Source organism: Promicromonospora kroppenstedtii, assembly GCF_044389675.1.
Classification (GTDB): domain Bacteria; phylum Actinomycetota; class Actinomycetes; order Actinomycetales; family Cellulomonadaceae; genus Promicromonospora; species Promicromonospora kroppenstedtii.
The window spans coordinates 464,574-476,862 of sequence record NZ_JBIRYI010000001.1 but is presented as its reverse complement, the minus strand read 5'-3'; the positions used below and the strand labels follow the sequence as shown (position 1 = coordinate 476,862).

At 73.8% G+C, this 12,289-nt stretch carries 10 protein-coding genes; 4 read left to right on the top strand and 6 right to left on the bottom strand.

Going from position 1 to position 12,289, the window contains the following annotated elements; translation table 11 throughout:
* The first annotated feature begins 142 nt into the window (after window positions 1-142).
* From ACH47X_RS02125 to ACH47X_RS02110, 4 genes are read left to right on the top strand one after another with little or no spacing between them, the layout of a single operon-like run.
* Window positions 143-1,192: an ABC transporter substrate-binding protein gene (locus tag ACH47X_RS02125; protein WP_397400948.1), complete on the top strand. Its 1,050-nt coding sequence runs from the start codon at window positions 143-145 to the stop codon at window positions 1,190-1,192.
* Window positions 1,189-2,208 (top strand): FecCD family ABC transporter permease, encoded by a 1,020-nt coding sequence (locus tag ACH47X_RS02120; RefSeq protein WP_397400947.1) that lies wholly within the window; start codon window positions 1,189-1,191, stop codon window positions 2,206-2,208. The genes ACH47X_RS02125 and ACH47X_RS02120 overlap by 4 nt, the downstream gene beginning before the upstream one ends.
* The gene (locus ACH47X_RS02115) at window positions 2,205-3,275 is read left to right on the top strand and encodes a FecCD family ABC transporter permease (protein ID WP_397400945.1); all 1,071 of its coding nucleotides are present in this window, start codon (window positions 2,205-2,207) and stop codon (window positions 3,273-3,275) included. Before ACH47X_RS02120 ends, ACH47X_RS02115 begins: the two co-directional genes overlap by 4 nt.
* Window positions 3,275-4,084 carry an ABC transporter ATP-binding protein gene (locus ACH47X_RS02110; RefSeq protein WP_397400943.1) on the top strand — a complete coding sequence of 270 codons (810 nt, stop codon included), beginning with the start codon at window positions 3,275-3,277 and terminating at the stop codon, window positions 4,082-4,084. The genes ACH47X_RS02115 and ACH47X_RS02110 overlap by 1 nt, the downstream gene beginning before the upstream one ends.
* A 34-nt stretch (window positions 4,085-4,118) precedes the next feature.
* Here ACH47X_RS02110 and ACH47X_RS02105 read toward each other — a convergent pair whose 3' ends face one another.
* The 6 genes from ACH47X_RS02105 to ACH47X_RS02080 all read right to left on the bottom strand — a co-directional run bounded on the left by ACH47X_RS02105 (window position 4,119) and on the right by ACH47X_RS02080 (window position 12,254).
* The gene (locus ACH47X_RS02105) at window positions 4,119-4,685 is read right to left on the bottom strand and encodes a hypothetical protein (RefSeq protein ID WP_397400941.1); all 567 of its coding nucleotides are present in this window, start codon (window positions 4,683-4,685) and stop codon (window positions 4,119-4,121) included.
* Between the two features lie 153 nt (window positions 4,686-4,838).
* Window positions 4,839-8,672: a chromosome segregation protein SMC gene (gene smc, locus ACH47X_RS02100; protein WP_397400939.1), complete on the bottom strand. Its 3,834-nt coding sequence runs from the start codon at window positions 8,670-8,672 to the stop codon at window positions 4,839-4,841.
* Between the two features lie 119 nt (window positions 8,673-8,791).
* The gene (gene ndk / locus ACH47X_RS02095; protein WP_051432958.1) at window positions 8,792-9,265 is read right to left on the bottom strand and encodes a nucleoside-diphosphate kinase; all 474 of its coding nucleotides are present in this window, start codon (window positions 9,263-9,265) and stop codon (window positions 8,792-8,794) included.
* An 87-nt stretch (window positions 9,266-9,352) separates the two neighbouring features.
* Complete coding sequence (locus ACH47X_RS02090; protein WP_142033631.1) at window positions 9,353-9,793, bottom strand: DUF4233 domain-containing protein; 441 nt, start codon at window positions 9,791-9,793, stop codon at window positions 9,353-9,355.
* A complete protein-coding gene (locus tag ACH47X_RS02085) occupies window positions 9,790-11,466 on the bottom strand; it encodes an MDR family MFS transporter (protein WP_397400936.1) in 1,677 nt (558 codons plus the stop codon). The genes ACH47X_RS02090 and ACH47X_RS02085 overlap by 4 nt, the downstream gene beginning before the upstream one ends.
* 53 nt (window positions 11,467-11,519) lie before the next feature.
* Window positions 11,520-12,254, bottom strand: coding sequence for a TetR/AcrR family transcriptional regulator (locus ACH47X_RS02080; protein WP_397400934.1), 735 nt, complete (start codon window positions 12,252-12,254; stop codon window positions 11,520-11,522).
* Between the last annotated feature and the right edge of the window lie 35 nt (window positions 12,255-12,289).

Here is a 12,289-nt window from a genome sequence, read left to right as displayed (position 1 = left end):
TCGGCTGCGTCACCCGACGGAGTTAGGGTCCCCTAATCTCCGCGTGTAGTGTGACCTCGCCGAGAGCCCGAGCGCGACGACCGCGCCGCCTGCGACCCGCGGCCGTGCAGCATCCTTCGTCCGAGAACCCTGAGGAACAACAATGCCCCGCGCAGTCTCCGCCTCCGTCGCCGCCCTCCTGGTGGGTGCCGCCCTGCTCACCGGCTGCGGCGGCACCGCCGACGCCGGCACCGGCGACAACAAGTCCAACGTCGCCACCGGCCAGGAAGGGTTCGACGACGTCCGCGAGCTCGCGGGCCGGCTCGGCACCGACGCCGCGCCGGGCGAGTTCCCGCGCACCGTGCGCAACCTGGTGGCCAACGAGGAGGTCGGCGAGACCGAGATCCCCGCCAAGCCGGAGCGCGTGATCGTGCTCGACACCGGCGAGCTCGACAACATGGTCTCCCTCGGCATCGAGCCGGTCGGCATCGCCCACCCCGCGGACGCCGAGATGGCGCCCGACTACCTGGACGTCGGTGACGCCGTCGACCTCGGCGCCTACGACGCCCTGGACCTCGAGCAGATCAAGAACCTCGAGCCCGACCTGATCCTCGGTACGTCGCTGCGGATCGACGACGACGGCCTCAAGGCCAAGCTGCAGGACATCGCGCCGACCGTCCTGGCGCCGCGCCCCGGCGTGCTGTGGAAGGAGAACTTCCTGCTCAACGCCGCGGCCGTGGGCGAGGAGGAGCTCGCCCAGGAGCTGCTGGACGCCTACGAGGAGCGGGCAGGCGAGGTCGGCGCCGAGGTCGTGGAGGCGAACGGCGGCGAGGCCCCGACCGTCTCCATGCTGCGCTTCATGGCCGGGCAGATCCGCCTGTACGCCAACGACTCGTTCGTCGGCATCATCCTGGCCGACGCCGGGCTGCCCCGGCCCGAGACCGAGGACATCGCCGACCTCGCCGTCGAGATCTCCGCGGAGGAGATCACGCTGGCCGAGGGCGACTGGCTGCTCTGGGGCACCTACGGCCAGCCCGACGCCACCGAGCAGGCGGCCGTCGTCGACGGCCCGCTGTGGGACCAGGTGCCCGCGGTCGCGAACGAGGGCGTCGTCCGCGAGGTGGCGGACGACACGTGGTACCTGGGTCTGGGCGTGACGGGGGCCGAGCTCGTGCTCGACGACCTGGAGACCATCGCCGCCGACGAGCGGTGAGGACGTCCCGGACCACGGCGCGCAGCGGGACCGCGGTCACCGCGGTCCTGCTGACCGCGCTCGTGCTGCTCGTCGTCGCGGCGCTGGCCGGCATCACGGTCGGCGCCCGCGTCCTGTCACCGGCCGAGACCCTCGCGGGGCTGCTGGGCCACGACGGCGTGGCCGCGACCGTCATCTGGGAGCTGCGGCTGCCCCGGACCCTCCTCGGCCTGCTCGTGGGCGTCGCCCTCGGCGTGGCCGGGGTGCTCGCGCAGGCGGTCACGCGCAACCCGCTGGCCGACCCGGGGCTGCTCGGGATCTCCGCCGGCGGCGCCATCGCGGTGGTCGCGGGCAGCGTGTTCCTCGGTCTGGGCGCGGGCACGCCCCGCGTCCTGCTCGCCCTGACGGGCGCGGCGCTGGCGACGGCGGCCGTGTACCTGTTCGCGAGCCGGTCGCCCGAGGGACTCACACCCGTGAACATGACGCTGGCCGGGATGGCCATGACGGCCTTCCTGGGTGCCGCCGTCTCGGCGACGGTGCTGCTCAGTGCCTCGACCATGGACCAGTACCGGTTCTGGGTCGTCGGCGCGCTGAACCTGCCGGACCCCGCCGTCCTGCTGCCGGCCCTCGTGCCGGCCGTGGTCGGGGCGGTCCTCGCGGTGGTCGTCTCCGGGTCGCTCAACGCGCTCGCCCTCGGCGACGACACCGCCGCCGCGCTCGGCGTCCCCGTCGTCCGCACCCGCCTGCTGGCCGGGGTCGCCGTGGTGCTGCTCTCGGGTACGGCGGTGGCGCTGGCCGGCCCGATCGCGTTCGTCGGCCTGGTGATCCCGCACGTCGCGCGGGTCCTGGTCGGCACCGACGTGCGGCGCGTGCTCGCGCTCTCGGCGGTGCTGGGACCGCTGCTCCTGGTCACCGCCGACGTCGTCGGCCGGCTCGTCGCCCGCCCGGCCGAGGTCCAGGTGGGCGTGGTCACGGCGCTGCTCGGCACGCCCTTCTTCATCTGGCTGACGCGACGCTCGAAGGAGCGGGCCCGATGACCGCCACCGACGCCCACGCCGGCGCCCGGAGCGGCGCCGCGCGCCGGCTGCTGCCCCGCCCCCGTCCGCGAGGCCGGGTCGTCGGCGCCGTGCTCGGGGCCCTGGTGCTCGTGGTGCTCGTGTCCGCGCTCGCCCTGAGCCTGGGCGAACAGGCCACGGCGCCCGCCGCCCTGTGGCAGGCGCTGCGCGGCCTGGGGCCGGAGAACACGGTCTACGCCGTGCACGAGGTCCGGCTCCCCCGCGTGGTCCTCGCCCTGGCCGTCGGCACCGCGTTCGGCGTGGCCGGCGGGCTGAGCCAGAGCGTGCTGCGTAACCCGCTGGCCAGCCCCGACGTCCTGGGCATCAGCGCGGGCGCCTCGGTCGCGGTGGTGGCCGTCATCGCCGTCGGTTCCCTGGGCGGTCCGGTCGGTGTCGTGCCGATCCCGGTCGCCGCCCTCGCGGGCGGCCTCGCCGCGGCAGGACTGATCGCGCTGCTCGGCCGTGACGGTGCCCTGCGGGGCCGCCGCATCCTCCTGGTCGGCATCGCCCTGTCCGCGGCGCTCACGGCCCTGACCCAGTTCCTGCTGACGCGCATCGACGTCTACGACGCGCAGCGCTCGGCTGCCTGGCTCACCGGCAGCCTCAACGCGCGCAGCTGGGGCGAGGCGACGCCCGTCCTGGTCGGCCTGGCCGTGCTGCTGCCCGCCGCCCTCGTGCTGGCCCGCACCAACCGTGCGCTGCTGTTCGAGGACGAGGTGGTGGCCGGCTGGGGCGTGCGCCCGGGCCGTGCCCGCGGCGCCCTGCTGGTGATCGCGGTGTGCCTCGCGGCGCTCGCCACCTCGGCCGCGGGACCCGTCGCCTTCGTCGCCCTGGTGGCGGGGCAGGTGGCCCGCCGGGTCGCCGGCGTCCCCGACATCCCGCCCGTCCTGGCGGGGGCCGCCGGCGCGCTCCTCGTACTGGTCGCGGACACCGTGGCGCGCACGGCGCTGCCCGCCCAGCTCCCCGTCGGCGTCCTGACCGGCCTGGTCGGCGCGCCCTACCTGCTGTACCTGCTCCAGCGCCGCAGCTCGACGAGAGGGACCCCCTGATGTCCACCACCGCCACGTCCGTGGCCCGCCTGCGTGCGGACGCCGTCACGCTGGGCTACGGCGACCGGACCGTCGTGCGCGAGCTGTCGCTCGACGTCCCGGACCAGCAGGTCACCGTCATCGTGGGGCCCAACGCGTGCGGCAAGTCCACCCTGCTGCGCGGCCTCGCCCGCCTGATGCCGCCCACGAGCGGCACGGTGCTGCTGGACGGCAGGGCGATCGCGGAGCGCCCCACCCGGGAGGTGGCGCGCGTCCTGGGCATGCTGCCCCAGTCCCCCGTGCCGCCCGAGGGGATCACCGTGCGGGACCTCGTCTCCCGCGGCCGCCACCCGCACCAGAGCTGGTGGCACCAGTGGGGCGAGGGCGACACCGAGGCCGTCGAGGGCGCGCTGCGCGCCACGGGCACCGCGGAGCTCGCGGCGCGCGACGTCGACGAGCTGTCCGGCGGGCAGCGGCAGCGGGCGTGGATCGCGATGGCCGTGGCCCAGGAGACCGACCTGCTCCTGCTGGACGAGCCCACCACGTACCTCGACATGGCCCACCAGCTCGACGTCCTGGAGCTGGTCGCGATGCTCAACCGGGACCACGGCCGGACCGTCGTCATGGTGCTGCACGACCTCAACCTCGCCTGCCGGTACGCGCACCACATCGTGGCGATGCGCGACGGCGAGGTCGTCGCGGAGGGTGCGCCCGGCGAGGTGGTGACGCCGGGGCTGCTGCGCGAGGTGTTCTCCGTCGAGGCGTCGGTCCTGACGGACCCGCGTACGGGCACGCCCGTGATCGTGCCCCACCACACCGTGCAGGGCTGAGTGCCCGGGCCGGGCTCTGAGGCCCGGCAGTCGCCTAGCTCGCGGCCTGGGCCGGCCCCGCGTCCGCAGCCGGCGGCTCCTGCGCGGCCTTCTGCTGCGGCAGGTTCTGCGGCGTGACCTTCTCCACCGACCGCACCGGGCGGACGGCGCGGAGCTGGCCGGGCACGAAGTTGGCGGGCTTGAGCGGCACGGTGCCCAGCGGCACGTGCAGTGTCTTCTGGGCCTGCTCCCGCGCGCGGCCCAGGACGTCGGTCAGCTCCTCGGCGTCGACGTAGCCCGGCTTGGACTCGACCGTCGCGGCGAAGAACTCGGACATGCCCATGTCCACGGGCGAGGTGTCCGGCCGGACGACGCGCGGCTTGCCGACCCAGACGGACGGGGCCCCGACGGCGTGCGTGGCGACGGCGGACGCGCCGTGCCGCCGGCCGTCCCGACGCCGCTGGTCGTCACCGCGCAGGCGGGCCAGTCCGGATCGGAACCACTGGAGGAACGAGAACTCCTCGGTGGTGCTGCTCGAGGGCGCGTCCATCTGACTGGCGACGACGAAGACCCCAACGGCCAGCACCAGGCACACCACGAGCAGAATGACCGACCACCACATGAGCCCTATTGTGTCGTGTCCTGTCGCGTCCCGCCGCGCAGAAGCGTGCGACACGCCGCTAGCCGACGAGTCTTTCGCCAGGAGAAATAACGCAGACCTGGGCGTTCCCGGCGGCGACGTGCGAAAAATCACCCTCTATGAGGGCGGTGACCGCTATGAAGCGGTGACGGCCTCGCGGTCGCCCATGCGCTGGCTGATCAGCGTCGTGACGCCGTCACCCCGCATGGTGACGCCGTAGAGGGCGTCGGCCACCTCCATGGTGCGCTTCTGGTGGGTGATCACGATGAGCTGGCTGTCCTTCTGCAACTCCTTGAAGATCTCGATGAGGCGGCCGAGGTTCACGTCGTCCAGCGCCGCCTCGACCTCGTCCATGATGTAGAACGGGCTGGGCCGCGCCTTGAAGATCGACACGAGGAACGCGACCGCCGCCAGCGAGCGCTCCCCGCCGGAGAGCAGCGAGAGCCGCTTGACCTTCTTGCCCGCGGGCCGGGCCTCGACCTCGATACCGGTCGTGAGCAGGTTGCCGGGATCGGTGAGCGTGAGCTTGCCCTCGCCGCCCGGGAAGAGCCGCGGGAAGATCTCCAGGAACTTGGCCGCCGTGTCCTGGAACGCCTCGGCGAACACCTGCTGCACGCGCTCGTCGATGTCGTCGACGATCTGGAGCAGGTCCTCGCGCGACTTCTTCAGGTCGGCGAGCTGATCCACCAGGAACTGGTGCCGCTCCTCCAGCGCCGCGAACTCCTCCAGCGCCAGCGGGTTGACGGCACCGATGCGCGACAGCGCGCGCTCGGCCTTGGCCAGCCGGGCCTCCTGCTCCTCACGCACGTAAGGAACCATCCGGTCGGGCTTCGGCGGGCCGGGCACGTCGTCGACCGGGACCTCGGCCGCCTCGTCCTCGGCCGGGGCCTCCTGCGGCTCGGCGCCGGCCGCCGCGACGATCACCGCGGTGGCCGCGGGGTCGTCGGGCCGGAGCCCGGCCTCGTGCAGGGCGCGCGTCCGGGCGATCAGGGCGTCCTCGCGGGCAGCCGCGCCGCGAGGCAGCGTGGGGTCGCCCTCGTACCGGATCGGGTTGCCCTCCTCGTCGCGCTCGACCACCGCGCGCCGCTTGCGCCCGCGCACCGCCACGTCGCCCTCGTAGACGGGAACGAGCTGGTGCGGGCCGAACTCCTCCATCAGCACCTCGGGGTCGGTGCCCAGCTCCTCGCTCGCGCGCGTCTGGAGCTGCTCCAGGCGCAGCAGCTGCTGCGCGCGCGCCACCTCGTCGCGGTGCGCGACGTCGGTGAGCTCGCGCAGCTCGGCGGTCAGCGACTCCACGCTGCCGCGCACGGCCACGAGCTGCTCGGACCCGGCAGCCCGCGCCTCCTCGGCGGCAGCCTTGTCGGCGGCGGCCCGGTCCAGCGAGCGCGCGATGGCCTCCAGCGCCACCGCGACGGCCTGCTGCACCAGCACGGCGCGCGCCGCGTCCTGGCGGCGCAGCTCCTCGCGCTCGGCGGCGCGGGCGCGGGCCTCGCGCTCCTGCTCGGCGGCGGCCGCCAGCGCCTGCGCGCGACCCGAGACGGCCCGCGCGCGCTCCTCGGCGGTGCGCAGCGCCAGCCGGGCCTCGGTCTCGCGGGCACGGGCGGCCGAGGCGGCAGCGGCGGCCTCGTCCCGTTCCGCCTGCAGCTCGTCGACCGAGCCCTCGTCGTCGGCGGGCTCCTCCTCCGCGATCGTCATGCGCTCGACGAGCGCCTCGAGCTCCATCTCGTCCTCGGCGCGGCGGGACTGCGCCTGGTCCAGCGCGGCCCGGTGCCGGTCGGCCTCGGCGCGGGCGGCGCGGGCGGCGGCGCCCAGCGAGCCGAGCTGCTCGGCCGCGGCGGCGCGCGCGGCGTCGGCCTCGCCGAGGCGGGCGAGCGTGTCGTCGTAGCGTTCCTGGGCGGCCGCGCGCTCGGTCCGCGCGCGCTCCAGGTGGGCCGTGCCGTCCGTCTCGCGGGCGGCCGCCTCGTCGCGCGCGGCCTTGGCCTCGTCCAGCGCCGACTGCAGGTGCAGCACGCTGGGCGCGGCGGCCGAGCCGCCCCAGGCCCGGGTGGCACCCAGCAGGTCGCCGGCGCGGGTCACGGCCACGACGGGCTGGTCCCGTACGAGCGCACGGGCGCGGGCGAGGTCGTCCACGACCACCACGTCGTGCAGGATCGTCAGCAGGGCCGCCGACGCGGGTCCGGCCACCTGGACCACGTCCGTGGCCCAGCGGGCGCCGGCAGGCAGGTCGACCTGCGGACGGGGGACGGACGACGCCGTCCGCTCCGAGCCCACGACCAGGCTGGCCCGCCCGGCGTCCTCGTCGCGCAGCAGGCGCAGCGCGTCGACGGCCTCGTCGACGCCGGCCACGGCCACGGCGTCGGCCACGGGGCCGAGCGCGGCGGCGACGGCGTCCTCGAAGCCCGCCTCGATGCCGAGCAGCGCCGCCACCGAGCCCAGGACGCCCGCCTGGTCGGCGGCCAGGAGCGTGCCGGCGCCGTCCTTGCGGTCCAGGCTCAGCTCCAGCGCCTCGACCTTCGCGGCCGCGGCGCTGCGGTCGCGCTGCGCCGTCGTCACCTGCTCCTGCAGGTGCCGCACCTCGGCCTTGGCCAGCTCCAGCACCTCGGACGCCGCCTCGTGGGCCACGTCGAGCCCCTCCTCGCCGCCCTCGACGCCGCCGACCTCGATCTCCAGGGCGGACAGCTCACGGGAGGACTCCTCGACCCGCTGCTCGGCCTCCAGCAGGGCGTCGCGCAGGCGGTCTAGCTCGGACTGCGCGGCCTCGACGCGGCTGCGGCGGGCGGCGACCTGGCCCGCGAGGCGCGCCAGCCCCTCACGCCGGTCGGCCGCTGCGCGCAGCAGTGCGGCGTGCGAGCGCTCGGCGGCCTGTGCGGCAGCCTCGGCCTCGGCCCGCACGTCGACGGCGGACTCGACGGTCTCGCGCGCGATGGCGACCTCGGTGGCCAGCTCCTCCTCGCTCGCGCGCGAGCGAGCGGCCTGCGCCTCCAGGTCGTCGGGATCCTGGCCCTGGTGGGCGGGCTCGGCGGTGCCGAGCAGGCGGGCGCGCTCCCCCGCCAGGGACTGCAGGCTGCGCAGCCGCTCCCGGGTCTGGGACAGCGCGAAGACGGTGTCGCCGGCCTGGCTGACCTGCTGAGACTCCGCCGACGTCGCCGCCTCGAGGCGGGCCAGCAGGCCGCGCGCCTCGGTCAGCGCCTCCTCGGTCTCGGCCTGCCGCCGCTTGAGCGAGCGCTCGTCCGCACTCTCCTGCTCGAGCTGCGCGGTGAGCTGGGCCAGGTCGTCGGCGAGCAGGCGGGACTTCGCGTCACGCAGGTCGCGCTGCACGGTCTGCGCCTTGCGGGCCGCCTCGGCCTGCCGGCCCAGCGGGCCGAGCTGGCGGCGCAGCTCCGCGGTCAGGTCGCCGAGGCGGGCGAGGTTGCCCTGCATCGCGTCGAGCTTGCGGAGCGCCTTCTCCTTGCGCTTGCGGTGCTTGAGGACGCCGGCGGCCTCCTCGATGAAGCCGCGACGCTCCTCCGGCGTCGCGCGCAGCACGGCGTCGAGCTGGCCCTGCCCCACCACGACGTGCATCTCGCGGCCGATGCCGGAGTCGCTCAGGAGCTCCTGGATGTCCAGCAGGCGGCAGCTGCTGCCGTTGATCGCGTACTCGGAACCGCCGCTGCGGAACAGCGTGCGGGAGATCGTGACCTCGGTGTAGTCGATCGGCAGCGCGCCGTCGGTGTTGTCGATCGTCAGCGCCACCTCGGCACGGCCCAGGGGCGCGCGGCCGGACGTGCCGGCGAAGATGACGTCGTCCATCTTGCCGCCGCGCAGCGACTTGGCGCCCTGCTCGCCCATGACCCAGGAGAGCGCGTCGACCACGTTGGACTTGCCGGAGCCGTTCGGGCCCACCACACAGGTGATGCCGGGCTCGAGCTCGAGGGTGGTCGCCGACGCGAAGGACTTGAATCCCCGGAGCGTGAGCGTCTTGAGATGCACTCGGTGAGCCTAACGGTGAAGAGGGGCTGAACGTCGGAGATACGGCAGGGATACGCCGAAGCGGCACCCGGGTCCTTCGGTGGGGTGCCGCTTCGGCGGAACGTACGGGGCGGGGCGGGTCAGCCCAGCTCGGGGAACCAGAGGGCGATCTCGCGGGCCGCCGACTCGGCGGAGTCGGAACCGTGCACCAGGTTCTGCTGCACCTTGGTGCCCCAGTCGCGGCCCAGGTCACCACGGATGGTGCCGGGGGCGGCGTCGGTCGGGTTGGTGGCGCCGGCCAGCGAGCGGAAGCCCGGGATGACGCCCTGCCCCTCGGCCACGACGGCCAGGACCGGGCCCGACATCATGAACTCGACCAGGGGGGCGTAGAACGGCTTGCCCTCGTGCTCGGCGTAGTGGGCGGCCAGCAGCTCGGTCGTGGCGTGCTTGAGCTCCACGGCACGCAGGGTGTAGCCCTTGGTCTCGATGCGGCGCAGTACCTCGCCGGACAGGCCGCGGCGGACGCCGTCGGGCTTCACGAGGACGAGGGTGCGCTCGGCCACGGGCTGCGTCGAGGCCTCCGTGGGCAGGGTCTTCTCTGCGACGTCGGTCATGCCCCAACCCTATCGGGGCCGAGCCCCCGCCCCGAACGCGTCGGACGCTCAGGTCACCAGGGTGACCTGAGCGTCCGACACGGTGGATCAGGGGACGTTCGGTGCCGTCTCCGGGTGGGCGGCGTCGTACTCCGCCCGTTCGCGGTCCACGCGGCTGCCGAGGCGCAGCGCGTAGATCCACAGCACGACGAAGATGCCACCGACCAGGAACATCATCGGCACCAGGAAGCCCATGGCGAGCACGGGCAGCTGGGCGACGGTCCCCGCCGCCCGGCCGGCCGGTGTGCCCTGGGCCCGTGACAGGACCAGGAGCACCAGCACCAGCACGCCGCCCAGCACCCAGATGACGGCGCCGGAGTCGATGCGCAGCGGGCCGCGCCCGAACTCGGAGTCGCGCAGCGCCCACACCACCATGGTCGCGAACAGCACGAGGAACACCTCGAGCAGCAGCGTGGTGGACGTGAACTGCACCAGCGCGGACTTCTTGGCCTTGATGCGGTCGCCGGGGGCGGGTTGGTCCTTGCTCACCGCCTCAGGATATCCGTCTCCTGCGGACCGGAGGCGTCGCGGGACTCGGCGGCACCCACGGCGGCCACGGCGTCGGCGGGCTCGGCGTCGGCGGCCGCGCCCTCCATGACGGCCTCGCCGCGGGCGACCATGCCGGCCTGGTCGGACAGCTTGACCTCCTTGAGGAAGAGGGCCAGCACGAGGCCGATCGCGACCAGCGGCACCAGATACCAGAACGCCGGGGCGAGCGCGTCGGCGAACGCGTCGACGACACCGCTGCGCAGCGGCTCGGGGAGCTGTTCGACGAGCTGCGGCGTCAGGCCGGAGCCGCCGCCCCCGGGTGCCGCACCCTCGGGCAGGCCCTCGAACACGCCCTGCAGGTTGTCCGTCAGGCGCGACGTGAACACCGTGGTGAACGCGGCGGTACCCACCGCGGCACCGATCTCCCGGAAGAAGTTGTTCGACGACGTCGCGGTGCCCAGCTCGTGCGGGTCCACCGAGTTCTGCACCGCGAGCACGATGGTCTGCATGATCAGGCCCATGCCGGCGCCGAGCACGAAGATCATGGCGCCGAACAGCCACAGGGACATGCCGCCCTCGAGGCGGGTCAGCCAGATCATGCCGAGGATCGTGACGGCGAGGCCGACCACCGGGAACATCTTGTAGCGGCCGGTCTTGGAGATCGCGAACCCGGAGGCGATCGAGGTCAGCATCACGCCGGCCATCATGGGGAGCATCAGCAGCCCGGACTCCGTGACGCCCGCGCCGGCGGACATCTGCAGGAACGTCGGGAGCATCGCCATCGCGGAGAACATGCCCATGCCGAGCACCAGGCCGATGAGCGTGGTGATGGTGAAGGTGCGGTTCTTGAACAGCCGCAGCGGGATGAGCGGCTCCGCCACGCGGTTCTCGATGAAGATGAACAGGCCGACCAGCACCGCCGTACCGAGGAGCACGGCGAGGAGCGTCGGGTCGGACCAGTCGTAGCCGTCGTGGCCGAGCGACTCCCAGCTCGTCAGCAGCACGATGCCGGTGGTGCCGAGTGCCATGGTCAGGATGCCGCCCAGGTCGGTGGGCCGGTTCGAGCGGTGCGACGGCAGCTTCAGCGCGAAGTAGGCGATGAACCAGGCGGCGATGCCGATCGGCACGTTGATCCAGAAGGTCCAGCGCCAGCCGGGGCCGTCGGTGAGCCAGCCGCCGAGCAGCGGGCCGGCGACGGCGGAGATGCCGAACAGGGCGCCCATCGGGCCCATGTACTTGCCGCGGTCGGACGCCGGGATGATGTCGGCGATGATCGCCTGCGACAGGATCATCAGGCCGCCTCCGCCCAGGCCCTGCACGGCGCGCCAGGCCACGAGGGCCTCGAAGGACTGCGCCATGCCGCCGCCGAGCGAGGCGACGACGAACAGGCCGACCGCCACGAGGAACGGCCAGCGCCGGCCGTAGAGGTCACCGAACTTGCCGTACAGCGGCATCGCGATGGCGATCGCCAGGATGTAGGCCGTGATGACCCAGCCCTGGTGCTCGACGCCGTTGAGCTCGCCCACGATGGTGGGCATCGCGGTGCCGACGATGGTCTGGTCCAGGGAGGACAGGAACATGGAGGCCATCAGGGCCCCGAAGATCAGCCAGATCGTGCGCTGGTTGAGGACAACCAGCGGCTTGTCCGGCGCCGTGGTGACGGCGTGGCTCATTAAGGGTGCCTTTCTGGGGACAGGGCGAGCGGGAGGCGGGACGAGGAGGAGGTTCAGGAACCGAGGTCGGCCGAGACGACGTCGATGAGCTGCGCGACGGCGTCGGGCAGGTGGTCGGCCGGGTTGCCGGTGTAGCCGGCGTGCTCCCAGGCGACGAGCGCGGTGCGCAGCATGAGCAGGACGAGCATCGTGAGCAGCTCGGCGTCCGTGGAGAACGGGGCGACCGCGCGGCGGGCCTCGAAGAGCTCGGCGAGCTGGCTCTTGTGGCGGTCCATCCAGACCACGTGGCGCCGCAGCAGCGCGGGCTCCTGCTGCATCAGGTCCATGGCCCGCATCACGCGGTCGTGGGCCTCACCGGCCGGCGCCAGCAGGGCGGCGACCACCACCTGGAGGTCGGACAGCAGCCGGCCGGTCGGGCCGCCCTCGACGAACGTGCGGATGACGTCCTCCGGCAGGCCGGTGTCCTCCGCGCCGAGCACGGCGTCGTCCTTGGACTCGAAGTAGTTGAAGAAGGTGCGGGGCGAGACGTTCGCCTCCGCGCTGATCATCTCGACGGTCACGGCGTCGAGGCCGTGCTCGGCGACGAGGTTCTGCGCCGCGTCGATCAGCGCCGCGCGCCGTGCGCGCTTCTTGCGCTCGCGCAGGCCCTGCTCCGCGGGCGTGCCCTCCAGCGCGGCAACGAGGTCGCGCAGGTCCGGGCCGGGCACGGGGCCGGCGGACTCGGCAGGCTCGGCAGGCTCGGCAAGCTCAGCGGGCGCGACGTTCTCGCGCGACGAGGTGGGGGCCATGGCCCCAATTCTTGCACCCCGCGCAAAAATTCATC

Coding starts and splice junctions, on each gene's coding strand:
- ACH47X_RS02115 (WP_397400945.1), top strand. CDS start 2,205: ATGACCGCCACCGACGCCCACGCCGGCGCCCGGAGCGGCGCCGCGCGC.
- ACH47X_RS02110 (WP_397400943.1), top strand. CDS start 3,275: ATGTCCACCACCGCCACGTCCGTGGCCCGCCTGCGTGCGGACGCCGTC.
- ACH47X_RS02105 (WP_397400941.1), bottom strand. CDS start 4,685: ATGTGGTGGTCGGTCATTCTGCTCGTGGTGTGCCTGGTGCTGGCCGTT.
- ACH47X_RS02085 (WP_397400936.1), bottom strand. CDS start 11,466: ATGAGCCACGCCGTCACCACGGCGCCGGACAAGCCGCTGGTTGTCCTC.
- ACH47X_RS02080 (WP_397400934.1), bottom strand. CDS start 12,254: ATGGCCCCCACCTCGTCGCGCGAGAACGTCGCGCCCGCTGAGCTTGCC.
- ACH47X_RS02125 (WP_397400948.1), top strand. CDS start 143: ATGCCCCGCGCAGTCTCCGCCTCCGTCGCCGCCCTCCTGGTGGGTGCC.
- ndk (WP_051432958.1), bottom strand. CDS start 9,265: ATGACCGACGTCGCAGAGAAGACCCTGCCCACGGAGGCCTCGACGCAG.